Below are 22626 nucleotides of genomic sequence, written 5' to 3'. Positions count from 1 at the left end.
GCCGCCGTTCCCCATTACCATTCACACTGCAGATGGCGATGGGAGAAGCAGAGTGGAGTCCGATCAAGTTTCACGGAAGCAGGCCATGGTCATGGCCGCAATTCTGGCAGGCGGCCTGCTGCTCGTCGTGCTGCAGTTCGGTCTCACGACGTACGGTTCAATCGAAACCATTCCCTACAGCCAATTCGAGCAGCTGTTGACGCAGGACAAGATTGCCGAGGTGTCCGTTGGCTCGGATATGATTCAGGGAAAATTGAAGGAACCGCTTCCGAGTGGAAAGTCCGCATTCATCACGGCGCGGGTCGATATGGCTTTGGCCGAGAAGCTCGCGGCAAGAGGCGTGAGCGTGACCGGCGTTCCCAGTGCCGGCGTGCTGCAGAGCTTGCTGTCCTGGATCTTTCCGGTCATCGCCTTCTTCGTGATCTGGTTCTGGATCGGCCGCCGCATGAGCGGCGGCCAGGGCCTGGGCGGGCTGATGGCGATCGGCAAGTCCCGCGCGAAGGTCTATGTCGAAAAGGACATCAAGGTCACGTTCGCGGACGTAGCCGGAGTGGACGAGGCGAAGTTCGAGCTCCAGGAAGTCGTTTCATTCCTCAAGGACCCCAAGAGCTATGGCCGCTTGGGGGCGCACGTGCCCAAGGGAATATTGCTGGTCGGACCGCCGGGAACGGGAAAGACGCTGCTGGCCCGCGCCGTGGCGGGAGAGGCCGGCGTTCCGTTCTTCTCGATCTCGGGCTCGGAATTCGTGGAGATGTTCGTTGGTGTCGGCGCAGCGCGCGTCCGGGATCTGTTCGAGCAGGCCCGAAAGGCGGCACCGTGCATCATCTTCGTCGACGAGCTCGACGCGCTGGGACGCAGCCGCGGGCCGCTGTCGTTCGGAGGTTACGACGAGAAGGAGCAGACGCTCAACCAGCTGCTGTCCGAGCTCGACGGCTTCGACCCGAGCGCCGGCGTCATTCTGCTGGCGGCCACCAATCGCCCCGAGATTCTGGACCCCGCGCTGCTGCGCGCGGGCCGGTTCGACCGCCAGGTTCTGGTTGACCGGCCGGACAAGAACGGGCGCGTTGCCATCCTCAAGGTCCATGTCCGCAAGATTCACATGAGTAACGACGTCGACCTCGACAAGGTGGCCGGACTCACGACCGGGTTTACCGGCGCCGACCTCGCAAACCTCATCAACGAAGCCGCGATCGCCGCGACCAGGCGGAGCGGTGAGGAGGTCACGTTCGACGATTTCGTCACGGCGATCGAGCGGATCGTGGCCGGCATCGAGAAGAAGAGCAGGGTGCTCAGCAAGGACGAGCGGCGCAGGGTTGCCTATCACGAGATGGGCCATGCCCTCGTCGCGGCCAGCCTGCCCGGCGTCGACCCTGTGCAGAAGGTCTCGATCATTCCGCGTGGCATCGGCGCGCTGGGATACACCATCCAGCGTCCCACCGAGGACAGGTTCCTGCTGACGATCGAGGAGCTCAAGAACCGCATCGCGGTGCTCATGGGAGGACGCGCATCGGAGCGCCTGATCTTCGACGGTGCGATCTCCACCGGCGCCGCCGACGATCTTCAGCGTGCGACGGAAGTCGCGATCGAAATGGTGACCAAGTACGGCATGGACGAGACGGTGGGGCAACGCACCTATGCGCCCAAGCCGCAGGCGTTTCTCGGCGCGGCCCAGGACAAGATCGTCGGAGCTGCCGAGGCAACCGGCCGCGAGATCGATCTTGCCGTACGCAACCTGATCGAGGAAGGAGACCGCCGCGCCCGGGACATCCTACAGCGGCGGCGTGGCGACCTGGATGCCGGTGTCGAGCTGTTGATCGCAAATGAAACGGTGACGTCCGAGCAGTTCACGCCGCTGCTCGGCAAGCGCAGCGAGGAGAGCAAGCCGGTCGCCGCGTGATTGCGGCGCGCATGAGCGCTTGAAATGTATCTGATCCTCCTGAAGGGCGATCCGGGTCGCGCAGGATATCTCGGGACAGCTCGGGCTTGATCCGGATCAAGCCCGGGATCCGCGGGCCCGCTATTATTTGACTTGCGTAACGCGACCCCACGTTACGTTCCCCAGTTGCCGCCGAGGTTCATTCCCCCGCATCTCGGCGGCTCTTTCTGTCAGCATGACGATTTCAACCGAACTGCGTGGGGCCGCGGGAGTGAACCGATGCCCACCTACTACTTCGATATCAAGGACGGCGTGCCCGTCCGGGACAAGTCGGGATTGGAGCTTGTGAGCGACGGCGCGGCCATCGCGCACAGCAAGAACCTCGCCGACAAGGTACGCAGAGAAAAGCCGAAGGGCCATCCCGCGCTCAAGATCGTCGTCATCGACGAGAGCGGCCGGGAAGTTCACCGCGAACAGATTTATCCAGGCGCAACCTGAGCACCGGTAAGGGGATGGAGTGCGCTCACTCTGCCGGAGCCCGATACCTGCTCCACATCGCGGAATTCGGCCCCTCATTGATCTAGCGCAAGGCCGCGAGCCGATCGGCTTCTAGCCTGAAGCCGAAGCGCCGGGTCGGAGTGCTCGTGTCCCTCGCCCAACAGGCGCTCAACATAGGGGGAAGCACCGTGAGGCGGCAGCGCGTCAAGCAGACGGCATCGTTTCAGGATCGCCTTTCGGCGTGGGCCGAACGGCTCCGTGAGCAGGCCGCCAAACTGAAGCCCGGCCGCGAGCGGGACGACCTGCTCGCGCGGGTTCGTCGGGCCGACGTCGCAGCTCGTCTCGACGAATGGGTCAACTCTCGGGGTCTCCAGCCACCAAAATAGCGTTGCTCCGCTTCCAGCTGAATGTGGGGGCAATCGGCGCGCCGCCATCTTCACGCCCGGCACCAGGCCAAATCCACCGTTTCGAGCGTCAAGAACGCGAGATTGCCAGGCGTTTGGCGGCGTTGGCCGAGATCAGATAGGCAGCTGCGATGGCGACTATCACCGCAAGCAGTCCTGCGGAAAGCGCGGTGAAGCCAAACAGCCCGCGCCACGGACCAAGCGCAAGCGCCAGCCCGGCGACGAGGGCGCCGACTGACGTCGCGATCAGGATGTTGTGAGGGCGGTTCGCGCGCCAGGGCATGCGGCGAGACCGGATGATGAAGATGACCAGGATCTGGGTGAGTATCGATTCCACGAACCACCCGGTTCGAAACAGCGCCTCATCCGCGTCGAAGACGTTGAGGAGAACGACGAATGTAATCGCATCGAACAGGGAGGACGCCATTCCCATGACGATGGAGAAGCGAAGGATGCCCGTCATGTTCCAGGCTTCCGGCTGGGCAACGTCTTCGCGGTCGACCTCGTCGAAGGGGATCCCGATTTCGGAGAGATCGTAGATCAGATTGTTCAGCAGGATTTGCAGCGGCAGCAGCGGCAGGAATGGAAGAACGATCGAGGCCAGGGCCATCGAAAGCATGTTGCCGAAATTCGAGCTCGTTCCCATCCGGACATATTTCAGGATGTTGGCAAAGGTTCTGCGGCCCTCGCGCACGCCGGCCGCAAGCACCGACAGGTCGGGAGTCACCAGGATCATGTCGGCGGCTGCGCGGGCGACCTCGGTCGCGCCCGTGACGGATATGCCGACATGGGCTGCGTGGATCGCCGGCGCATCATTGACGCCGTCTCCCATGAAACCGACGACGTGATTGCGGTGCCGAAGTGCGGCAATGATCCGCCGTTTCTGATCGGGGTCGATCCGGGCAAACAGATCGACGTCATCGACCCGGGCGACGAGCGCGGCATCGGTGAGCTCGGAGATCTCGGCTCCGGTCATGACGCGCTCCGACGGAAGACCGACCGCCCGCGCGACGTGCGCGACCACGGCGTCATGGTCACCCGAGAGGATCTTTATCGTCACGCCGAGCGAGGTGAGCGCTTCAATCGCCGAGGCCGCATCCTGCTTCGGCGGATCGGCGAAGACACAGAAGCCGAGCATGGTCAGACCCGTCTCGTCACCGACGGCAATCGTCCGCTGCCCTGCCGGAACGGACCTGATGGCGACGGCAAGGAGCCGGAAGCCGTCGCGGGCATATCGAGCCTGGATGTCCGCCATTTTCCGCCGCCATGCGGCGTCGAGCGGATGGGCGAGGCCATCGATTTCCACGGCAGCGCAGCGGGCCAGGATGGATTCCGGAGCTCCCTTTGCAATCAGCACGTGCTCGTCGTGCCGTGCGACGAGAACGGACAAGCATCTTCGCTCGAAGTCGAACGGGACTTCCGCAAGCCGGACCCAGCCGTCCGGGGCATCGCGGCTGGCTGACAATATCGCGTCGTCGAGCGGGCTTCTGACGCCGGCCTGGAACGTGCTGTTCAGGCGCGCGAAGCTCAGGACGCGACCGCTGGGCCGATCCTGCGGATCGATATGCGCCTCCAGCGTGATCCTGGCTTCCGTCAACGTGCCGGTCTTGTCGACGCAAAGCGTGTCCATCGCGCCCAGGTCGTGAATGGCGGACAGTCGCTTGACGATGACTTTTCGCTTCGCCATGCGCAGCGCGCCACGGGCGAGGGTTACCGTCATCACCATGGGCAGCAGTTCGGGCGTCAGGCCGACGGCGAGCGCGACCGCGAAAAGGAAGGACTCCATTGCGGGACGATGCGCGACGAGATGAGCCATCAGCACAAAGAGGGTGAGAAAGAGTGTCAGTCGAAGGATCAGCACTCCGAGCCTTCGGACCCCCTCCTCGAGAGCCGTCGGTGGCGCGTTGGCGGCCATTGCCGCGGCGATCGCGCCGAAGCGCGTCCGGCCTCCGGTCCTCACGACCAGCATCTTGCCGCTTCCGCCCACGGTGCTGGTTCCCGCGAACAGGGCGTTCGTGGCGTCCGCCGGCAATGCCGCCGAGCAGGGGGCGTCCGTCTTGAAGGCCGGAAACGGCTCGCCCGTCATCAGGGCTTCATTGACATGCAATTCCTGGGCGTCGAGGACGATGCCATCGGCCGGTATCAGGTCGCCGATGCGGAGTTTCACGACGTCACCGGGGACGAGAGCCGTCACCGAAACCGTCATGTCCTTGCCGTCCCTGATAACGTCGGCCTGAATGGCGACGGATTCCCGCAGCGCCTCGGCCGTCCGCTCGGCACGATGCTCCTGAACGATGTCAAGCGTAATGGAGAGGGACAGCACGGTCGCGATGATGGCAAAACTGCCAATGTCGCCGCTCAGTCCGGATACGAGCGCAGCCGCCAGCAGCATCGCAATCAACGGATTCCAGAGACGTTGGCCGAGCTTGCGCAGGGCCGACCGGCTTTGCGAGACGTCAGCGCGGTTGGCTCCGAAGATCGCCAGCCTTCGGTTCGCTTCGAGTTGTGCCAGGCCTTCCGGACCTGAGCCGAGCGCGCGGCAGAGCTCGTCCTTCGGCGTTTGCCAGAACTCGGCAGCCACAGCCTTGGCCGGAATGGATTGCTCGATCATTGGGAGGGGCTCGCCGGTCGCTGACATCTGGGCCGGGCGAAGGTAAGACGCCGCCCAATTTCCGGGTTGATACGGCTCAATCCGGGTGAGGGGACAGGCTGTAAGCGGTTCCCGACGGCCGCGACATGGCGTCTCCTCGTACCGATGTTCCGAGCTGCGCGCCGCTTCAGCGCGTTATTTTTTCCGGCTGGTCCCAGATGGCGAAAATATCTGGTTGGCAGGTGGTTGCCCGCCGGTCGGAACAGCGATGGCAATGAAGCCGCGGCCCATCGAGCTGTGACAGGCGTTGCAGCCCTCGGTCAGCGTGCGCATGGAAACGGCGAACTTGCGATCATCGCCCGCCGCGATCGCATCGGCGATCGAGAGCAGCGGCTCCTTCATCGTGGTCACGTTGCTGACGGGCACCGCCGGATAGAAGATGGCTGCCTCGGCCAGGCTGTTCGTCAGCTGCCGCAACTCGTACGCGGCCAAGTCCCAGTTCTTCGCCTTGCCTGCATACCACAGCTTGAGATGCTCGAGCTGCGCCATGCCCATGACCTCGACGAGGCGAGGCGCCTCCTGTTTCGCATTCGCGGACGGCGGAAAATCGGACTGAGCGATCGCGGATGTCGCCGCACCTGCCGAAATCGCGAGAACCACGCACCAATTCTTAAGCGTCATCCGGGCATTCCCTGTCAATCTCGCCCTTTACTATCAGGGTTGCGTTCCATGCCCTTGCGCTGAATCAAGCTTTCGCGTCCCCCGCTGCCGGCGGGATCAACTCAGCCTTCCAAGAAGTCTTCGGATGATCTTCCTCAAATTGTCGGCGTACTCGTCGACGACCTGACGCCTCTCGGCCGACGGGGGAAGGTGACGATCATCTCCTTGGTCCGTCGTCGGAATATCCGTCCGGGATTTCCCGCGGATGATGGAGACGGTCGGCTTTGTCGCTTTCACGGGAATTCCGGCCTCCGAATAGGTCTGCGCGCACTGTTCAGGATGGGGGCCAACTCCATCTGCGGGCTTCACATGCGTTGACTGTTAGGCTACCGGCCAATCTCCGGCGTGCCCGCAGCGTGAGTTCCTGCGGCTCGATCCGGTCACTCGCGGCCAGCTGGGCGCCCCGAGGCGGTGGCATCGCACTTGGGGCAGCGGCCGTCCGCGGCTGTTCCGAGCTGACGGCCAAGCTCCATCCTGAGAGCTTCCTTCTCCCATTTCGTGCCGTCACTTCTGACTATTCGCTTGGCGCGTTCGAAGGCATGGCTCTCGGCGGCGTCATCTCCGATACGGATGATCATGTCGCAGTGGAACGGGCAGACAGTCGTCGCGCGGGTCGTCTCCAGTGCGTAGCGCACGACCGCGGTGAGATCGTCGGTCTGAATGTCGGCAAGCATGTCGGGTCTCCTGATCGGTGTCCTCCGTTGCCCAGACGATCCCGGAGGTTCGACGCAAATCGGCCCCGGGCTCCATGGGAGCGCCGAGGCCGATTGTTCGCTTGGTTCTTCCATCCGGGGGCTGAGCTCGTCCAACAAACCCGCGTTGCCGACTTTCGTTCCATCGAACTCTCCGGCGGAGCCGCTCTCCAGCCTGCTCCATGTTCGCGGTTTTCTGCACCTGTCTATGAAGGCGGCGCGCGGAATGCCTAGAAATCCGAACTTCGCTCCTTCCGGCAACGGTACCTCGGAAAGCGTTCCCGATGCCGAGATAATGCTACAATTGGCGTCACAAACATGTCTTGATCCAGCTCAAGGGGCGCGATCATTCGTCCTGACCGACGATCGCGTTCTCGCTCGGCAGCCTGCGCACCAGCGCTTCGCGGCATCCTTGCCACTCCCGCGTGGATCCGTTCAGGACATTTGCGTAAGTACTCGCCCGCAATTTCAATGCCGCAGCGCCGGGCGCATATGTGCGACATGGAGCGCAACATCCTGTTCAAATGCCCGCGCACTGGCATGAACGTGCAGCACCGGCTTTCCGGGCCAACGTCCGGTGCCGCGGCCACGCACGTATCCGTTCGATGTCCTGCTTGCGCCTCGTTGCACTTTGTCAACATCGCCAGCGGCAAGATGTTGAGCGATGGGGAGCGGTCGACGTCGAGCGGGCACAGGTGGTCTCGGCGTCCGGCCTGATCCGCCACGTCCTCCGGTCATATCCTGAGGCCATGGTGTGATGCGCGGCGCCACCTTGCCGTCGCAGCCAGTCCCTGTAATCTGAAGAAAACAGAAGGGAAGGGATCGATGGGAGGAGTTCTGGAGGGCGTGCGCGTGCTCGATTTCGGGCGCTATATCGCCGGGCCCTATTGCGCGACCTTGCTGGCCGAGTTCGGGGCCGAGGTCATTCGGGTCGAGAAGCGCGACGGCAGCGAGGATCGTTTCGTGGCGCCGGTGGGCGAGGGCGGCGAGGGCGCGCTGTTTCTCCAGGTCAATCGCAACAAGAAGTGCATCACGCTCGATCCGATGAGGGCGGAAGGGCAGGAGGTGATGCGCCGCCTGATAGCGACCGCGGACGTCGTGGTCGCCAATCTGCCGCCGCAGACGCTGCGCGCGATGAAGCTCGACTACGATTCGCTCAAGGCGATCAAGCCGGACATCATCCTGACCACGGCCACCGCGTTCGGCGGACCGGGGCCCTGGTCCGACCGCGTCGGCTTCGACGGCGTCGGGCAGGTGATGTCGGGCTCGGTGTACATGACGGGAGCGGGTGATCCGCCGTATCGGGCCGCGGTGAACTGGGTCGATTTCGGCACCGCGCTGCACTGCGCGTTCGGCACGCTCGCCGCGCTGATCGAGCGCGGCAAATCAGGGCGCGGGCAGATCGTCGAGGGCGCGCTGCTCGCAACCGCGCTGTCCTTCACCAATGCGACCCTGATCGAGCAGGCAGTGATATCAGTCAACCGCGTTCCGACCGGCAATCTCGGCCAGACCGCAGCGCCAGCCGACATCTACCGCACCAGGGATGGCTGGGTGCTCTGCCAGGTCACCGGCCATCCGCTGTTCAAGCGCTGGGCGAGGCTGATGGGCGAGGAGGAGCAGTGGCTGAACGATCCGCGCTTTGCCGACGACATCAGCCGCGGCAACAACGGACGCATCGTCAGCGAGCGGATGGCGCGCTGGTGTGCCGAGCGCAGCACGCAGGAGGCCGTCGACGCGCTGGGTCAGGCGATGATTCCGACCGGCCCCGTCCTCAGCCCGCAACAGGCGTTGGATCATCCGCACATCCGCGCCGCCGGCTTCATGCAGGACGTCGACTATCCGGGCCTGCCGAAACAGGCGCCGGTCGCCCGCGCCGCGGTGCGGCTGTCGGAGACGCCGGGCGAAATCGCGAGCCGCCCGCCGACGCTCGGCGAGCACACCGATCGCATCCTCGCCGAGCTCGGTTATGACGCGGCTGCGATCGCGGCGCTTCGGCAGGGTGACATCATCTAGGGGCACAGCAACTGCTTCAGCGCCTTTGCGTCGGCGGGTGCCGCGCTCTTCTGGTCGTTGTCGAAATAGATGTAGACGTCACAGCCCTGCCGCTTCCAGGACTTGATGCGCTTGGCCCATTGCGCCAGCGTCGCCTTGGTATAGTGCCCGTGATAACGCCCGCTCGGGCCGTGGCCGCGTACATAGACGAAGTCCGCCGTGCGCTTCCACGGCGCTGGCGCATCGTGATGGTCGGACAGGCACAGCGAGATGTTCTCGTCCGCCAGCATGCGCAGGATGCGCGGCTGGTACCAGCTCGGATGACGGAACTCGAAACTGTAACGCCGTTTCCGTGACAGCAGCTTGAAGAACGACGCGAGGCGGTCGGCATTCGCCTCGAATTGCGGCGGCAGCTGGAACAGGATGGGGCCGGCCTTGCCGCCGAGCCTGGAAATGCGGTCCTCCAGCAGCTCGAGGCTGTTGACGGAGCGCTCCGACAGGCGCTTCCAGTGCGTGATGAACTTCGATGCCTTCCAAGCGAAGACGAAATCGCGGCCAGTCTGCTCGCGCCAGCCTTTCACAGCCTCGGGGGTTGGCGTGCGGTAGAACACCCCGTTCAGCTCCGTGGTGTCGAACTGCCCGGCATAGTAGCTGAGCTGCTGCTTCAGCGTCACGCCTTCAGGGAAGAACGGGCCGCGCCAGGAATCGTAATGCCAGCCCGAAGTTCCGACCAGAACGCGCGCCATTATCCTCTCCGTGCCCTCCGTTGCCTTTGCCGGAGGGGAACGTCCAGGCAGCCGATACGTTGCTGGTGAACTGCCAACGCAAGGACCGGAACCGATGTACGCGCTGTTCGAGGGCAACAAGCAGATCGGCAGTCCCTTTTCGACAGAGAAGGAGGTGTGGGAAGCCGCCTTGATCGAGGGCCTCGTGACCGACGTTCCGGTCGCGGATGAGGAGGGCGGCCACCTGCTTCCTGCCGGCTATCACGTCGCGCGCATCGACGAGACGTTCGAGCCGCGGCCGGACTGGAAGCTGCCGCGCGAGATCTCGTGAGCTAGTTCGACGCTAGCGCCGCCTTGGCCACCTCGGCCATCCAGCTCGACGCGACGGTTAAGATCGCGTCGTTGAAATCGTAGCGCGGGCCGTGCAGCTCCGCGCCATCGCGCAAGGGCCCGTTGCCGATCCAGACGAAGGCGCCCGGCCGCTGCTGGAGATAGTGGGCAAAATCCTCGCCAGCCATGCTCGGCGCAAGGTCGCGGCGCACCGGCGCCTGTACCTTCTCCGCGGCGATACGGGCAAGGCCCGCTTCGGCGGGCGTGTTGATCACCACACCCACACCCCAGACGATCTCGGGCGTGACCTTGACGCCGAAGCTCGTCGCGATCCCGGCGCATGTGCGCTCGATGCCGTCGAGAATGACGCCCTTGACCGCCTCGCGGTGGTAGCGCAGCGTGCCGCGGATGGCGACGCGTCCGGCGATCTGGTTCGGCGCGGTGCCGCCTTCGATCGTGCAGAGCGAGAGCACGGCGGTGTCGAGCGGGTCGACGCCGCGCGAGGCGATCGATTGCAGCGCCACGATCAGATGGCCGGCCGCCACCACCGGATCGCGCGTCAAATGCGGCATGCCGGCGTGGCCCGCATGGCCCTCGATGGTGATGGTGACGCGCCCGCCGGAAGCCATGACGACGCCGTCATGCACGGCGATAGTGCCGGCGGCAAGGCCCGGCCAATTGTGAAAGCCGAAGACGCGCTGCATCGGAAAGCGGTCGAACAGCCCGTCCGCGACCATCGCGCGTGAGCCGCCAAAGCCTTCCTCCGCCGGCTGAAAGATGAAATCGACCGAGCCGCTCCAGCTCGTATCGGTGGCAAGCAGCGCGGCGGCGCCGAGCAGCGAGGCTGTGTGCCCGTCATGGCCGCAGGCATGCATCACGCCCGATGTCTTGGAGGCGTAGGGCAGGCCGGTGTCCTCGGTGATCGGAAGTGCATCCATGTCCGCGCGCAAGCCGACGCGGCTCTGCGCATGCCCGCGCGTCAGGGTCGCGACGATGCCGTGGCCGCCGACGCCCGAAACGAAGGGAATGCCGAGCTCGGTGAGCTTGTCCTGCACGAAGGAAGCGGTCTCTTTCTCCTGGAGCGACAGCTCCGGGTGCGCATGAAGGTGCCGTCGCCATGCGGTCAGTTTCTGGTGCAGCTCGGGTGTCAAGGCGGGTCTCTTTCGGTAGCGACCCGCCACCATACCGAAATCTTCGGCCTGTGGATCCGGGGCCAGCGAATAGTTCGCATGCAACCACATCGTCATGGCAAGGCTTGACGGCGCGCTATGCCGCCAGCTTCGCCAGTCCCTTCCAGTCGAAGCTGATGCCATGCCCGGGCCGGTCCGGCGCCAGCGCCTTGCCGTCCTGCAGCACCAGTGGATGCTCGATGTATTTGTCGAGGCCGAACCCGTGCGCCTCCAGATAGGAGCGGTTCGGGCAGGCCGCGAGCAGATGCACGGTGATGTCGTGGGCACCGTGGCTGGTGACGGGCAGGTTGAAGGCTTCCGCCAGCCGCGCGATCTTGATGAAGGCGGAAACGCCGCCGCAATTGGTGACGTCAGGCTCGGGATAGGACACCGCGCCGCTCGTGATGTAGTTCTTGAACTCCCAAAGCGAGCGCAGATTCTCGCCCGCCGCGATCGGCACGCCGCCGGCCTGCATGATGCGGGCATGGCCCGCGACGTCGTCGGGGATGATCGGCTCCTCGAGCCAGGTGAGATCGTAGGGAGCGAGGGCGCGCGCCGCACGGATGGCTTCCTCGACCGTCCACTTCATGTTGGCATCCGCCATCAGCGGAAAGCCGTCGCCGAGATGATTGCGCATCGCCGAGACCTTCGCGACATCGGATTTCAGGTCGGGCCGGCCGACCTTCATCTTGATGGCGCGAAAGCCCTTGGCGAGATTGCCGTCGGTCTGCGCGAGCAGCTCATCCACGGAGAGATCGAGGTCGATGCCGCCGGCATAGCATGGCACCCGCGCATCGAATCCGCCGAGCAGCCGGTACAGCGGCAGCGTGGCGCGCCGCGCCTTCAAATCCCACAGCGCGATGTCGAGCGCGGAGAGCGCCAGCACCACCGGCCCGCCGCGCCCGCCATAGTGCAGCGCCCACCAGACGTGGTGCCAGATCGCTTCGGTGTCGTCGGCCTCGCGGCCTTCGATCAGCGGCGGAATCTCGCGCCTGAGAATGTCCGCGACAGCGCCGCCATTGCGGCCCACGGTGGAAGTGTAGCCGACGCCCTCTACGCCATCAGTATCGCGGATGCGGCAGGTGATCAGCTCGAACGCCGCGATCTCGCCATGGGTCGAGTCGGACAGCGTGACTGGGAGGGGGATCCGGTAGAGCCCGGATTCGATGTTGGCGATGCGCGGCATGTTGGCCTCCCTTTTGTTTTTGTTTCGTACTTTCGTAGGGTCGGTTAGCCGCAGGCGTCGCCCACCATCCTTCCTATCCACGGAAGCAGAAGAGGTTGGTTACGCCTTCGGCTAATCTACCCTACAGACGTCAATCACCGCATCGTCGCGAGTTGCACCGCCAGCGCGCAGGCGCGGTCGTATTCGTCGAGATTGATCCATTCGTCGACCGTGTGCGCCTCGTTCTGCCCCGCGCCGAAGGTCACGGTCGGGACGCCGTGGCGGACCATCCAGTTGGCGTCGAGGCCGCCATTGGCCGTGCGGACGTTCGGCGTGCCGCCGACCGCGGACACGGCCTCGACCGCGCGCTTGATGACGGGCTGGCTGTCCTTCATGCGGAACGGATAATAATCGGTCTCCGCCTTGAACTTGACCTTGCCGGACTTGCCTTGTGCATTCGTGACTTTCTTGGCTGCCTTCTCGAACGCGGCCTTGTAGGCCTTCGTGATCTCCTTGAAGAACTTGCCGTCATGGCTGCGGCTTTCGCCGCGCACATGGACGTAGTCGGTGACGACATTGGTGGCGTCGCCCGCCGGACGGCCTTCGCCGCCGGTGACCGGGCCGACATTGCTGGTGCCCTGCCGCTTGCCCTTCACCACCTTGCCGAACCAGCCGCCGGCTTTCACGTCCGCCAGGGCGAGCGCCATGATCATGGTCGAGGAGATGCCGCGCTCCGGCGCGACGCCGGCATGCGAGGCGCGGCCGAAGATCTCGACGCTCCAGCGGTCGGCGCCGACGGCGCCGATGACGACATTGGAGGCGGAGCCACCGTCGTAGTTGAACGCCATCACCGGTGAGCCGAGCTCGTCGAGCTTGACGTGGCGTGCGCCGTAGAGCCCGCTCTCCTCGCGCACGCAGAACAGCAGCGTGATCGGCGGATGATCGAGCTTCTGCTTTTCGAGCTCGGCCGCCAGCGTCACCAGCACGCCGCAGCCGCAGCGATTGTCGCCACCGAGCGCGGTCCTGGCCTCATTGACGATCTTGCGCCCGGATTTCTTCGGCTTGGCGCCGGCGCACAGCGGCACCGTGTCCATGTGGGTCATGAACATGATGCGCGGCTGGTTGTGCAGCGCGCCGCGGCCGGGCAGGTCGACGATGAGGTTCCCGGTCTCGGTCGGCACCGGGATGCGCGTGTTGGCGTCGTCGAGCCGGATCGCCTTCGCCGGCACACCGGCCTGCTTCAGCGCGGCGGCAAGCTCACGCCCGATCGCCGCCTCCTGTCCGGTCACGCCCTCGACGGCGAGGAAGCGCATGAGACGGTCGGTGGCGGCTTTGGTGTCGACGGGCATGAATCGGTCCTTTGGTGCACGGGCCGTCAGCATCTCCTGCGACAGGCCGCAGCGCAAGGCCTCGGACAGTCCATGCAAGCCGACAGATCGGCATTCCGACGACAAGGGCCTAGATTTCGAGAACCTCTTGCACGGTCTCGAAGATGTCTTCGGCGTTTCCGCCTATCCTGCCTTCCGCCCAGGCCTGGAATGCCCTGGCGTAGACCAATTTTTCCGCATCCTGATCGTTCGTGGGGGTGATCTCCGCCTCGCTCTCGCTGCGTATGACGGCCTTTGCCTCGATCGCGATCGTCGTAATCGTCGCCACGCGGCCTTCGTGCTCGTCGTAAACAGTGTTTGCAGTGCTCATGACAGCGGCTCCGTTTCGTCGAGTTGCAACAGTTGCCCTGGCATAACGGGCGATGCGGAGATGCCCGGCTTTAGTTCGGGATCACAACATCGTCAAACCCGACGAAAGGCGGCTCTTCCCTTCTGGCGTGACGAGACTTGCGGAGCTATCGGGGGATCACGAACCGATCCAGGCACTGCGATGGCACGACCATCGTTTCGGGGATGACGATGAAACCGCGCTATCGGAAGAACTTGAACGTTGTCATACCCTGCCTTGCTGTCCTCGCCGTCATGTCCGGCTTGGTCGCCTATTCGCCGGTGCTCTACCGTTTATTTTGCGGTGCAACCGGATATGGGGGAACAACGCAACGAGTCTATTCGGATCCGGCCACCAGCTCCGAACGAACGGTGACGGTTGCGTTCGATGCCAACGTCGCGCCCGGGCTGCCCTGGCGATTCGCACCGGAGCAGCGCTCCGTACAGGTTCGTCTCGGCGAGCAGAAGCTCGTCTTCTTCAGTGCCGAGAATCTTGGTGACGAGGCCACGGTCGGACACGCGACGTTCAACGTCACGCCGGAAACGAGCGGCATCTACTTCAACAAGATTCAGTGCTTCTGCTTCAATGAGGAAAAGCTCGATCCGCATCAGAAGGTGGATATGCCGGTCGTGTTCTATGTCGATCCGGCCTTTGGCAAGGACGCCGACACGGAGCATGTCGACACGATCACGCTGAGCTATACCATGGGCCGCTCGGCGAATCCGTCCGAAGCAAAGAACCTGTCGCGCTTTCTCGCCGGTGCTCCGCCGGACATCGTTCATGGCCGGGAGCTCTTCGCCCAGCGTTGCAGCGCTTGCCACGCCCTCGACCGGAACATGGCCGGCCCCGAACTGGGCGGGGTGGTGGGCCGCCCGGCGGGCTCCGTCGCAGGATACGGCTATTCGTCGGCGCTCAGGACGGCTCACCTGAACTGGACCGGGGACAAGTTGGACGAATGGCTGGCCGGCCCGCAAAAATTGGTGCCGGGCGCGAGAATGCCGGTGCGCGTGCTCGATGCGCCGTCGCGCCACGACATCATCGCCTATCTGGCGACACTCGGCCCCAACCATGATGCGATCGCGCCTGGGAATGGACCGTCGCCGGGCTACTGAAGCAATCCGGACAAGTGCGAAGCGGTCTTCCGGAAAGATCATGCGGCGCGGATCAATCCTCGTAGCTGCCGATGACGGCATCGGCGATCACGCGCTTGGTGACGATACCGACGATGTCGTCGACGCGCGGACGTGAGCGGCCGCGAAAGACGATTGCCGCGCCGGCGCGGTGGCGACGCAACCTCGCAAGGACGAGACTGAGGAGATCCTCATCCCGGCAAATGACGAGCCTCCGTTCGGCGAATCGCTCGACGAGAAGATCGGGGTTGGTATGAGACTCGGCCCAGAGGCCCGAACGCGGCGGGATGAGTCCCACGATCCGGCCGTCTCTTTCGACCACGATGGCGCGGGCATCGTCGGTATCCTCCGCAATCATGGCCTGCTTCAGGGTCGTGCCGGCCCTGGCGACGATGAAGCGGTGCTCCATGATGTCCTGGGCCTGTTTGACCAGGTAGAGATTGATGTGTCGTTCCTTCGGGATGCGATGCCCGCGATGGCGCAGCTTCACGGTGTATATCGTCTCGTTGACGAGCGCGCGCCGTACGCCGGCAGCCAGCGCGACTGCGACGATCACGGGAACGATAATCGCATAGTCGCGAGTCATTTCGAACACCATGACGATCGCCGTCATCACGCCACCCGTTCCGGCACCGACGATGGCCGCCATTCCGACGATGGCGGCCGAAGACGGTGTCAACCCGGAATGCGGAAGGATCGAACTGGTCGCGGCGGCAAAAGCGGCGCCCAGGGTGGCGCCGAGGTAGAGCGACGGCGAGAAGATGCCGCCGGAGGCACCGCAGCCGAGGCTCACGGTCGTTGCGACGAGCTTGAGTGCAAACAACAGTGCGAGCAGGCCGGCTGCTGTCATCCTGTGGTCGAGGATATCCTGGATGACCGAATAGCCGACGCCGTCGATGTAGGAGTGCCCGAAGGCGTGTGTGAGGCCCACCATCATCAGGCCGATCACCGCCATGCCGAGAACGTTCTGGACGTACTCGTTCTGCGTCAGCCTTGGAAACCCGTCCTCCATGAAGACCAACACCCGAATGAAGGCCCAGGCCGCCACGCCGCAGAGCAATCCGAGCGCGACAAACGCGACAGCCTCCTGAATGTTGAACGAGGCGACCATTGGGAATTGAACGTCGGGTACGGCAAAGGCGGGATCAGGACCGATCAGGATTCGTCCGATCGTCGTTGCGGCGCCCGTGGCGACCACGACTGGAAGGAAGGTACGGTTTGATACCTCCGGCAGAAGGATTTCGAGGGCGAACAGAACGCCGCCCAGCGGCGTGTTGAAGGTCGCGGCAATGCCTGCGCCGGCCCCGGCGGACAGCAGCGTGATCTTCTGCCGCGTCGATAGTCCGATCAACTGCGAGAAGGCCGAGCCGAGCGCCGAGCCGATCTGGATGATCGGCCCTTCGCGTCCGACGGCAGCGCCGCTGCCGATCGATATCGCCGAGGCCAGGGCTTTGACCACCGCCACGGTGCCGCGAATGTTGCCGCGCTTGTAGAAGATCGCGTCCATCACCTCGGGAACGCCATGGCCCTTGGCCTCCGGCGCAAAGCGCCTCACGAGAAAAACGACGATCAGCCCGCCGATGATCGGCGCAAACAGGACGAGATCGCCGAAGCGGCTGGCGCCTTCGCTGACATTGGCGTCGTATACCAGGCTCAATCGGCCATTGTAGAACAGGTTGTGCACCAGTCCGATCAAGGCCCGGAACGCCACGGCGCCAAGGCCCGTCATCACCCCGATCACCAGCGCAAGGCCGCAGAGCACGAGCAAGCTGACGCGCCGCTCCTCGGACGGCGGCTTGTGGTCGCTGGATGCAATCGGCTTCGCCATTTCGGACACAATTGCTGCGGGCATTCGGATCATGGAAATCGAGGGGTGTGAGACGTCAATAGCCGGAAATCCCGCCACTCGAAAGACGAGGTGGCCCCCACTTTATGGCTAACTGATGAGACTTTTGTTTGTTTCGCCGCCGGGCACCTCCGGGTGGACCGCGCGACCGACGCGCTGTTCAGATGGTTCTCGTGTAGGCCAGAAAGATCAGCGAGCCCGCGAGAAGCGCCGCAGCCATGAACAGCAGCACGGCCGGCAAGCCCGCGAGCGCCGCCACCGCGCCGGTCACCGACTGCATCAACGCCGCGCCGAGGAAGAAGGCGAGGTTGACGGCCGCGAGCGCCTTGCCCGCGGTTTGCGCGTCGACCAGCTGCCGCGACATGCCGAACAGCAGCGGCTGCGCGGAGGTCGCAAGCCCGATCAGCACGAACAGCACGAGGTCGTATTGCGGCGGCATCACGGGCACGCCGAACAGCGTGGAGACCGCGTAATGCGGCGCGCCCAACGCCATCAGCGCCAATAGCACCGCCCCGGCCATATGCGAGCCCGCCACCAGCGCGCGGCGGCGGCCGAGCCTGCGGTCGATCATGCCGATGAGAAGCGGACCTATGATCATCGCCAGCGTGAACGCGCCGAGTTGATTGCCGGCCTCGACCCGCGACAGGCCCTTGGCCTGCATCAGCCACGGCCCGCCCCACAGGCCGCGCAGCACCAGCGAGGTCGCCAGCGACACCAGCGCCAGCGCGATCAGGCCGCGCAAGGGCCGGGAGAGGCCGAGGCGCAGCACCTCGATCATCTGCGCCAGCGGCGAGGACTCGTCCTTGTGCTCGGCCGGCTGGTTCGGCACCAGTGCGAACACCGCGAGCGCCACCGCGACGCCGCCGATCGCGGAGATCCAGAATCCGGCGCGCCAGCCCCAATTGTCGACCACAAAGGCGAGCGGGCTCGCCGACAGCAGCATGCCGATATTGCCGATCGAGAGGATCGCGCCCGACCATAGCCCGAACCGCGAAGCCGACAACTGCTTGGCCGCCAGCGTCATCGGGCACATCAGCATGCCCGAGGTGGCAACGCCCAGCAGCACTTGCCCGACCGCAAAGCTTTCCGGCCCCGTCGCAAATCCCGACGCCACCGCGCCGAACACGGTCCCCGCGAGCAGGCTGAGCGCCACCGGCCGCACGCCGAACCGGTCCATCGCCGCACCGACCGGGATCTGCGCCGCCGCAAAGGCGAAAGGATAGACCGACGTGAGGCTCGCCAGCGCTTGCGGCTCGATGTGGAAATCCGCGGCCATCAGGTCGAGGCTGACTGCCGGAATCGTGCGCAGCAGGGTGGAGAGCATGTGCCCGCAGGCCAGCGCGACCAGCGCAAAGATCAGCGCGCGGGTGGCGTGTCCCGCGTCGTGGGGGGTGGTCATGGGCGTCCCGTCCCGTGAAGGTTTTGGGTGAGGTACATGATTGGGGTGAGCCTGCCAATGGCAGGGGTGGGCCTGGCGCACGGGGGGGCCTTGGTCCATAGACCGACCATGGAGCTCCAGATGAGCCATCAATGGCTCATTGGGCGGAAGTTCAGACTCGGCTCGTCGGCTCGTTACCGTCGGGCTTCATCTCGACCAACAGCTTCCGCGCTTCATCCAGCAGCGCGCGGATCGCCCGCCGTTCCGCGATGCGCTCCTGTGTGAACAGTCCATGCTTCCGCGCATTGCGGTTGCCCCATGGCGCGCCCGATCCCGCGGCGCCGCCGTGCATGCGGCAGCGGACCTTGCCGCGCACGGCCGGCGCGCGGCAGGCGAAACCGCCGCGTGTGCCGGCGCCGCAGCGCGGGCTCGCCGACATCGCGCGCGTATTGCGGATGTGATCGGCGCTCATGCGGTGCCGCCGTGCAAGGACGCGGCCCGGTCGTGTTCGCGTTCACCGGCGTCGCGGGACGGGACCAGTCCCGCGTCCGTCGCATGACCCGGCTCAGCGGCGATCAGCTGCGCCTGTTGCGTGACATTCCCCACGATCGCGCTGCCGCCGTCCTGCACCGACAGGTTCTGCACCGTGATCGGACGCTCGCCGTTGCCGCGGTGGCGGTTGAGAGCTTCCATCTGGGCTGCGAAGGTGCGGGCCAGCCGGGTCAATGTGCGTGTGATGCCTTCCTGCTGCGAGAGGTCTTCGGTGAAGGCGAGCCGGCAGGCGGAGCGCATGGTGGCAACGTGAACGGACACCATTTGCGCCGTCAGCATGGCTTCGAGGGAATCCCTGGGCGCGATGCTCTTCATCATCGAGATCATGAAGGCGAGATTGGCCTCATCGGGCTTCTGCAGGATCACGCTGGCTTTCATCAATTGCCTGAGGATGCCATGCAGCGCGTCGCGGTCGACGGCACCGAGCGCCTCGCCCATCAGCCGTTCGCCGGCCTGCGCGTCGGGATGCTGGATCAGGATGCGTCGCCGGGTGAGCTTGATCCGCGGGCTCGGCCTGCTGCCGTCATATTTGGTGACGGGCGTCGTGCTGTTGCGTGCCAGGGCTGTCGTCATGTCGGTATCTCCTTGGGCCCACGGCAGGCGCGAGGAGGCTCGCCGGGCGAGGCCGACCCGCGCAGCTGCCGTGCGGCGGTTGCGATGTTCAGATGTCGATGAAGGGCTTGTGCGCGATCGCAGCGAGGCGCCATGGCCGGGCGGGCCGGGTTGCTCACGGTTATCGCGATGATGCCATTATGCCCCTGTTTTGCCCGACGAGTCAAAATCGATTTCGTAACATCCGAAGATTATTGCGCCCCGCGCAAGTCCTTGTTTCGACAGCGGCCGTCTACTGTGCATGGGGTTGTTTTCGCATTTTTTGTTTGGAATGGGTGCGCACGTGCCGTGCGGCGGAATGCCGGCGCCCAAACACGATTGCGAAATCCGGGATCGCCGCTATTCATGATCTTCCAATGCGTCGCATCAACAAGCCTGCACAAGCGGCGCCAAGAGGTCTGGGGAGAGAACCAATGCAACGAGTGGCCCGCCTGCTGGCAGTCATCGCCGGATTGTGCGCGTCTGCGCTGTCGACGCAGGCGCTGGCGCAGAAATATCCGGTGCGGCCGGTCAAGGTCATGGTCGGCTTCAGCGCCGGCGGGCCGGTCGACGTCGTCGCGCGCATCATTGGCGACCGCTTGGGCAACAAGCTCGGACAACCCTTCGTGGTCGAGAACCGCGCGGGCGCCAATGGCATGATCGCCGCCGAGGGCGTGGCGCGGGCGGAAGGCGACGGCTACACGATGCTTGCCTGCAACTCGTCCACGATCACGCTCAACAAGACGCTGTTCAAGGATATCCGCTACGATCCGCAAGTCGACTTCGCGCCGCTGACCACCGTCGTCTCGGCGCCGCTCGTGCTCGTCGTCAATCCCGAGAATCCCAGGACGGCGAACATCAGATCGGTGGCCGATCTCGTTGCCGCGGCAAAGGCCGCGCCCGGCGCGCTTGCCTACGGCTCGGGTGGCAACGGCAACCTCGCCCATCTCGCCATGGAGCTGCTCAGCCAGAAGGCCGGCATCAAGATGATCCACGTGCCGTATCGCGGCGGTTCGGCCGCCGAGGTCGGCATCCTCGCGCAGGAGGTGCTGGCGGTGTTCGATCCGCTTTCCGCGGTGCCGCTGGTCAAGGCCGGCAAGCTGCGCGCGCTGGCGGTGTCGTCGGCCGAGCGGCTGCCGGCGCTGCCCGACGTGCCGACCGTCGCGGAAGCGGGCTATCCCGGCTTCGATATCTCGTTCTGGGTCGGCTTCTTCATGCCGAAGGCGACGCCCGCACCGATCCTGGAGACGCTGCACCGGGAGATCGTCACCGCTGCCAAGGATCCCGCGGTCGCGGAGAAGCTCGGCTCGCAGGGCGTCGTCAGCGTGCTCGGCCCGGCCGACTACGCCGCCAAGATCGCAAAGGAGACGAAGGAGCTCGCCGAGGTCGTGGCGGCGGCGAACATCAAGGCGGAGTAGGGCGCGCGGGCGCCGCTGCACCTCTCCCGCAAGCGTGATCGGCGTCGCGGCAGCCTATTCGCCGCCCGCCAGCTGCGCCAGCCGATCGAGCAGGGGACGTTGTCCCGCGTTGATCTTGCCCTGCGCCGCTTCGAGCGTGAACCATGCGGCGCGGTCGACCTCCGGGAAGGTCTGCCGCTTGCCACTGCGAGGTGGCCATTCGATCTCGAACGTGTTGCTGCGAATGCTGCCCGTGTCGATGTCGAGCTCGGCCGCGAATGCGGTGACGAGTTTGCCCCCGCGCTGCTTGACCTGACCTAGCGCGATCAGCGGCACGGACAGTTCAAGCCCAAGCTCCTCGGCAAACTCCCGTCGTGCGGCGGCCTCTGCATCTTCTTCGTCCGCATACTCACCCTTCGGGATCGACCACGCACCGAGATCCTTGTTGCGCCAGAACGGGCCCCCGGGATGAACGAGGAAGACCTCGATCTCCCGGCGCTTCCGATAGGCGACGATCCCGGCACTCCTCGATGGCATCTCGGGTTCCGCGAAAGGGAGGCGCGGCCTTCGCTCGGGGAAACGTGGAGCCGAGCGTCTTGGCGCAGGTTAGCAGGCCTCGAACTAGTCTTGGGGGAAATCCTTGCGCATCGCGATCTCGGCGGCATCGCCCGGTGACAGCACGGTCTGATCGAAGGCCGGTTGTGGCCTCGTCATGATGTCGTAGAGCGAGATGCCTTTGATCGGTTTGCCCATGAGCTCGCGGACGCATTCGGCGAGTGTGCCGTTGTAGACGAGATAGGGCGGACCGCGATCCCTCTGCCTCTCGCCCTTCAGCGAGGGCCACTTCTTCAGCTCCGCCGGCGCGTCATAGGCGATCGGCGATCCCTCTTTGAACATGCGTATGGTCCCGGCGACTTGGATTGCCGGGAACCCTAAAGCGGCCGGGGTAAACACCCGTTAAAGAATTGGTTCAAATCAGCCGGCAATGAAGGCGAGCAGGGTGCCGTTGGCCTTGGCCGGCGGCACGCAGATCGCAGCCCCGCTCCGCACGGCAGCCGACCCCAGCGCCTTCTCTGTCGCCGCGAGATCGCCGCTGATGAGCACCAGTGCCGCGCCGCCGCGCTCGGACAGGCCGGCGAGCGGCACGCCGGGATAGCGCTTCCCGAGCTGCTCCAGCGTCAAATAGACGAAGTCGGCGCGATCGCCGCCGGAGGGCACCGTGACCGCGCCATCGGTCTCGGCCTTCGGCGCGCGGTCGATCAGCTGGCCGAGATGCGCGGCTTCCTTCGCCGGCTCGGGCGTTGCGATCAGTGTCTGCTCGATCCGCTTCGCCGCGTTGGCGTGCTGCATCAGTTCGGGAATCCACACGGTCTCGCGGGTCTTGTGCTGGCACGCGAAGATGCGCACGCCGCCGGGCGCTTCCGCGGTCGGCCACATGAAGGTGCGGAATTTCGCCGCCGAGACCGTGCCGTCGGACAGCGTCACCGGCCGCTCGAAATCCGTCGGGCCGATCGGCGTCAGGCCGCGCGCGCGGATCTCGTCCGCGCCGGCGGCGGCATCGACCGCAGTGAAGGCGATACGCTCGATGCCTTCGCCACGCCTGTCGAGGAAGGCGCGCGCCGGTGCGTTGTGCTCGGTCGCAGCGAGCACGCCGAGCAACTCCATGTAGTCGGGGTCGAACATGATGGTGTAGTTGCCGGTGCCCATATGCGCGCTGTGGGTGCCGCGCGGCGACACGGTGAAGCCGAGTTGCCGATAATTCCCGGCCGCCTTGTCGAGGTCCTTCACCATGACCACGGCGTGGTCGATACCGATGACGTTCTTGAGGGCCACTGTTCTTTCCCCGATTGCAAGC

General features: G+C 65.0%; 22 protein-coding genes. 7 read left to right on the top strand and 15 right to left on the bottom strand.

The window, feature by feature from the left end; translation table 11 throughout:
* Positions 1 to 52: 52 nt before the first annotated feature.
* The 3 genes from ftsH to IC50_RS29375 all read left to right on the top strand — a co-directional run bounded on the left by ftsH (position 53) and on the right by IC50_RS29375 (position 2760).
* Positions 53 to 1897: an ATP-dependent zinc metalloprotease FtsH gene (gene ftsH, locus IC50_RS29385; protein WP_050991144.1), complete on the top strand. Its 1845-nt coding sequence runs from the start codon at positions 53 to 55 to the stop codon at positions 1895 to 1897.
* A gap of 258 nt (positions 1898 to 2155) precedes the next feature.
* On the top strand, positions 2156 to 2374 hold the full coding sequence (locus tag IC50_RS29380) for a DUF6894 family protein (protein WP_035712998.1): 219 nt from the start codon (positions 2156 to 2158) through the stop codon (positions 2372 to 2374).
* Positions 2375 to 2520: 146 nt separating this feature from the next.
* Positions 2521 to 2760: a hypothetical protein gene (locus tag IC50_RS29375; RefSeq protein WP_244429674.1), complete on the top strand. Its 240-nt coding sequence runs from the start codon at positions 2521 to 2523 to the stop codon at positions 2758 to 2760.
* A gap of 88 nt (positions 2761 to 2848) precedes the next feature.
* On the opposite strand, the gene mgtA is transcribed toward IC50_RS29375, so the two are convergent.
* The 3 genes from mgtA to IC50_RS29360 form a co-directional block, all read right to left on the bottom strand.
* Positions 2849 to 5389 (bottom strand): magnesium-translocating P-type ATPase, encoded by a 2541-nt coding sequence (gene mgtA, locus IC50_RS29370; protein ID WP_035712995.1) that lies wholly within the window; start codon positions 5387 to 5389, stop codon positions 2849 to 2851.
* A 174-nt stretch (positions 5390 to 5563) separates the two neighbouring features.
* Positions 5564 to 5917, bottom strand: a complete 354-nt coding sequence (locus IC50_RS29365) for a hypothetical protein (RefSeq protein ID WP_333938047.1) — start codon at positions 5915 to 5917, stop codon at positions 5564 to 5566.
* 551 nt (positions 5918 to 6468) lie between these two features.
* Entirely contained in the window at positions 6469 to 6762 is a 294-nt protein-coding gene (locus IC50_RS29360) for a hypothetical protein (protein WP_035712992.1), read from the bottom strand.
* An 843-nt stretch (positions 6763 to 7605) separates the two neighbouring features.
* Between IC50_RS29360 and IC50_RS29355 the strand changes: the two genes are divergently transcribed.
* Entirely contained in the window at positions 7606 to 8793 is a 1188-nt protein-coding gene (locus IC50_RS29355; RefSeq protein WP_035712990.1) for a CaiB/BaiF CoA transferase family protein, read from the top strand.
* Here the strand turns inward: IC50_RS29355 and IC50_RS29350 are convergent.
* Positions 8790 to 9518, bottom strand: a complete 729-nt coding sequence (locus tag IC50_RS29350) for a DUF72 domain-containing protein (protein ID WP_035712989.1) — start codon at positions 9516 to 9518, stop codon at positions 8790 to 8792. The genes IC50_RS29355 and IC50_RS29350 overlap by 4 nt on opposite strands.
* Before the next feature lie 94 nt (positions 9519 to 9612).
* On the opposite strand from IC50_RS29350, the gene IC50_RS29345 reads away from it, so the two are divergent.
* Positions 9613 to 9828 carry a hypothetical protein gene (locus IC50_RS29345; RefSeq protein WP_035712988.1) on the top strand — a complete coding sequence of 72 codons (216 nt, stop codon included), beginning with the start codon at positions 9613 to 9615 and terminating at the stop codon, positions 9826 to 9828.
* 1 nt (position 9829) lies between these two features.
* Here IC50_RS29345 and IC50_RS29340 read toward each other — a convergent pair whose 3' ends face one another.
* From IC50_RS29340 to IC50_RS29325, 4 genes are all read right to left on the bottom strand, one after another.
* Complete coding sequence (locus IC50_RS29340; RefSeq protein ID WP_035713024.1) at positions 9830 to 10978, bottom strand: amidohydrolase; 1149 nt, start codon at positions 10976 to 10978, stop codon at positions 9830 to 9832.
* Between the two features lie 115 nt (positions 10979 to 11093).
* Entirely contained in the window at positions 11094 to 12182 is a 1089-nt protein-coding gene (locus tag IC50_RS29335; RefSeq protein WP_035712987.1) for a mandelate racemase/muconate lactonizing enzyme family protein, read from the bottom strand.
* 134 nt (positions 12183 to 12316) lie between these two features.
* Positions 12317 to 13510, bottom strand: coding sequence for a M20/M25/M40 family metallo-hydrolase (locus IC50_RS29330; RefSeq protein WP_035713022.1), 1194 nt, complete (start codon positions 13508 to 13510; stop codon positions 12317 to 12319).
* A 109-nt stretch (positions 13511 to 13619) separates the two neighbouring features.
* The gene (locus IC50_RS29325) at positions 13620 to 13859 is read right to left on the bottom strand and encodes a hypothetical protein (RefSeq protein WP_035712984.1); all 240 of its coding nucleotides are present in this window, start codon (positions 13857 to 13859) and stop codon (positions 13620 to 13622) included.
* A gap of 209 nt (positions 13860 to 14068) precedes the next feature.
* Between IC50_RS29325 and IC50_RS29320 the strand changes: the two genes are divergently transcribed.
* Entirely contained in the window at positions 14069 to 14989 is a 921-nt protein-coding gene (locus IC50_RS29320; protein WP_035713020.1) for a cytochrome c oxidase assembly protein, read from the top strand.
* Between the two features lie 52 nt (positions 14990 to 15041).
* Here IC50_RS29320 and IC50_RS29315 read toward each other — a convergent pair whose 3' ends face one another.
* From IC50_RS29315 to IC50_RS29300, 4 genes are all read right to left on the bottom strand, one after another.
* Positions 15042 to 16835, bottom strand: a complete 1794-nt coding sequence (locus IC50_RS29315) for a chloride channel protein (RefSeq protein WP_244429673.1) — start codon at positions 16833 to 16835, stop codon at positions 15042 to 15044.
* 178 nt (positions 16836 to 17013) lie between these two features.
* The gene (locus IC50_RS29310) at positions 17014 to 18252 is read right to left on the bottom strand and encodes an MFS transporter (protein ID WP_035712979.1); all 1239 of its coding nucleotides are present in this window, start codon (positions 18250 to 18252) and stop codon (positions 17014 to 17016) included.
* Positions 18253 to 18403: 151 nt separating this feature from the next.
* Entirely contained in the window at positions 18404 to 18703 is a 300-nt protein-coding gene (locus IC50_RS29305) for an HGGxSTG domain-containing protein (protein WP_035712976.1), read from the bottom strand.
* Positions 18700 to 19356: a hypothetical protein gene (locus tag IC50_RS29300; protein WP_035712973.1), complete on the bottom strand. Its 657-nt coding sequence runs from the start codon at positions 19354 to 19356 to the stop codon at positions 18700 to 18702. The genes IC50_RS29305 and IC50_RS29300 overlap by 4 nt, the downstream gene beginning before the upstream one ends.
* A gap of 452 nt (positions 19357 to 19808) precedes the next feature.
* Between IC50_RS29300 and IC50_RS29295 the strand changes: the two genes are divergently transcribed.
* Complete coding sequence (locus tag IC50_RS29295) at positions 19809 to 20792, top strand: Bug family tripartite tricarboxylate transporter substrate binding protein (RefSeq protein ID WP_035712970.1); 984 nt, start codon at positions 19809 to 19811, stop codon at positions 20790 to 20792.
* Positions 20793 to 20846: 54 nt separating this feature from the next.
* Here IC50_RS29295 and IC50_RS29290 read toward each other — a convergent pair whose 3' ends face one another.
* From IC50_RS29290 to IC50_RS29280, 3 genes are all read right to left on the bottom strand, one after another.
* The gene (locus IC50_RS29290) at positions 20847 to 21308 is read right to left on the bottom strand and encodes an NUDIX domain-containing protein (RefSeq protein ID WP_035712968.1); all 462 of its coding nucleotides are present in this window, start codon (positions 21306 to 21308) and stop codon (positions 20847 to 20849) included.
* Positions 21309 to 21392: 84 nt separating this feature from the next.
* Positions 21393 to 21668, bottom strand: coding sequence for a hypothetical protein (locus IC50_RS29285; protein ID WP_035712966.1), 276 nt, complete (start codon positions 21666 to 21668; stop codon positions 21393 to 21395).
* A 78-nt stretch (positions 21669 to 21746) separates the two neighbouring features.
* Entirely contained in the window at positions 21747 to 22604 is an 858-nt protein-coding gene (locus IC50_RS29280; RefSeq protein ID WP_035712963.1) for a VOC family protein, read from the bottom strand.
* Positions 22605 to 22626 lie beyond the last annotated feature (22 nt).

It is taken from the genome of Bradyrhizobium genomosp. I (2014) (assembly GCF_000261685.1).
Lineage (GTDB): Bacteria > Pseudomonadota > Alphaproteobacteria > Rhizobiales > Xanthobacteraceae > Bradyrhizobium.
This window is presented reverse-complemented; position numbering and strand designations above follow the sequence as displayed.

What these genes read in the sequence shown, in the direction of transcription:
- IC50_RS29380 (WP_035712998.1), top strand. Translation starts at nt 2,156, where the DNA reads ATGCCCACCTACTACTTCGATATCAAGGACGGCGTGCCCGTCCGGGAC.
- mgtA (WP_035712995.1), bottom strand. Translation starts at nt 5,389, where the DNA reads ATGATCGAGCAATCCATTCCGGCCAAGGCTGTGGCTGCCGAGTTCTGG.
- IC50_RS29365 (WP_333938047.1), bottom strand. Translation starts at nt 5,917, where the DNA reads ATGGCGCAGCTCGAGCATCTCAAGCTGTGGTATGCAGGCAAGGCGAAG.
- IC50_RS29360 (WP_035712992.1), bottom strand. Translation starts at nt 6,762, where the DNA reads ATGCTTGCCGACATTCAGACCGACGATCTCACCGCGGTCGTGCGCTAC.
- IC50_RS29355 (WP_035712990.1), top strand. Translation starts at nt 7,606, where the DNA reads ATGGGAGGAGTTCTGGAGGGCGTGCGCGTGCTCGATTTCGGGCGCTAT.
- IC50_RS29350 (WP_035712989.1), bottom strand. Translation starts at nt 9,518, where the DNA reads ATGGCGCGCGTTCTGGTCGGAACTTCGGGCTGGCATTACGATTCCTGG.
- IC50_RS29345 (WP_035712988.1), top strand. Translation starts at nt 9,613, where the DNA reads ATGTACGCGCTGTTCGAGGGCAACAAGCAGATCGGCAGTCCCTTTTCG.
- IC50_RS29335 (WP_035712987.1), bottom strand. Translation starts at nt 12,182, where the DNA reads ATGCCGCGCATCGCCAACATCGAATCCGGGCTCTACCGGATCCCCCTC.
- IC50_RS29330 (WP_035713022.1), bottom strand. Translation starts at nt 13,510, where the DNA reads ATGCCCGTCGACACCAAAGCCGCCACCGACCGTCTCATGCGCTTCCTC.
- IC50_RS29325 (WP_035712984.1), bottom strand. Translation starts at nt 13,859, where the DNA reads ATGAGCACTGCAAACACTGTTTACGACGAGCACGAAGGCCGCGTGGCG.
- IC50_RS29320 (WP_035713020.1), top strand. Translation starts at nt 14,069, where the DNA reads ATGAAACCGCGCTATCGGAAGAACTTGAACGTTGTCATACCCTGCCTT.
- IC50_RS29315 (WP_244429673.1), bottom strand. Translation starts at nt 16,835, where the DNA reads ATGGCGAAGCCGATTGCATCCAGCGACCACAAGCCGCCGTCCGAGGAG.
- IC50_RS29310 (WP_035712979.1), bottom strand. Translation starts at nt 18,252, where the DNA reads ATGACCACCCCCCACGACGCGGGACACGCCACCCGCGCGCTGATCTTT.
- IC50_RS29305 (WP_035712976.1), bottom strand. Translation starts at nt 18,703, where the DNA reads ATGAGCGCCGATCACATCCGCAATACGCGCGCGATGTCGGCGAGCCCG.
- IC50_RS29300 (WP_035712973.1), bottom strand. Translation starts at nt 19,356, where the DNA reads ATGACGACAGCCCTGGCACGCAACAGCACGACGCCCGTCACCAAATAT.
- IC50_RS29295 (WP_035712970.1), top strand. Translation starts at nt 19,809, where the DNA reads ATGCAACGAGTGGCCCGCCTGCTGGCAGTCATCGCCGGATTGTGCGCG.
- IC50_RS29290 (WP_035712968.1), bottom strand. Translation starts at nt 21,308, where the DNA reads ATGCCATCGAGGAGTGCCGGGATCGTCGCCTATCGGAAGCGCCGGGAG.
- IC50_RS29285 (WP_035712966.1), bottom strand. Translation starts at nt 21,668, where the DNA reads ATGTTCAAAGAGGGATCGCCGATCGCCTATGACGCGCCGGCGGAGCTG.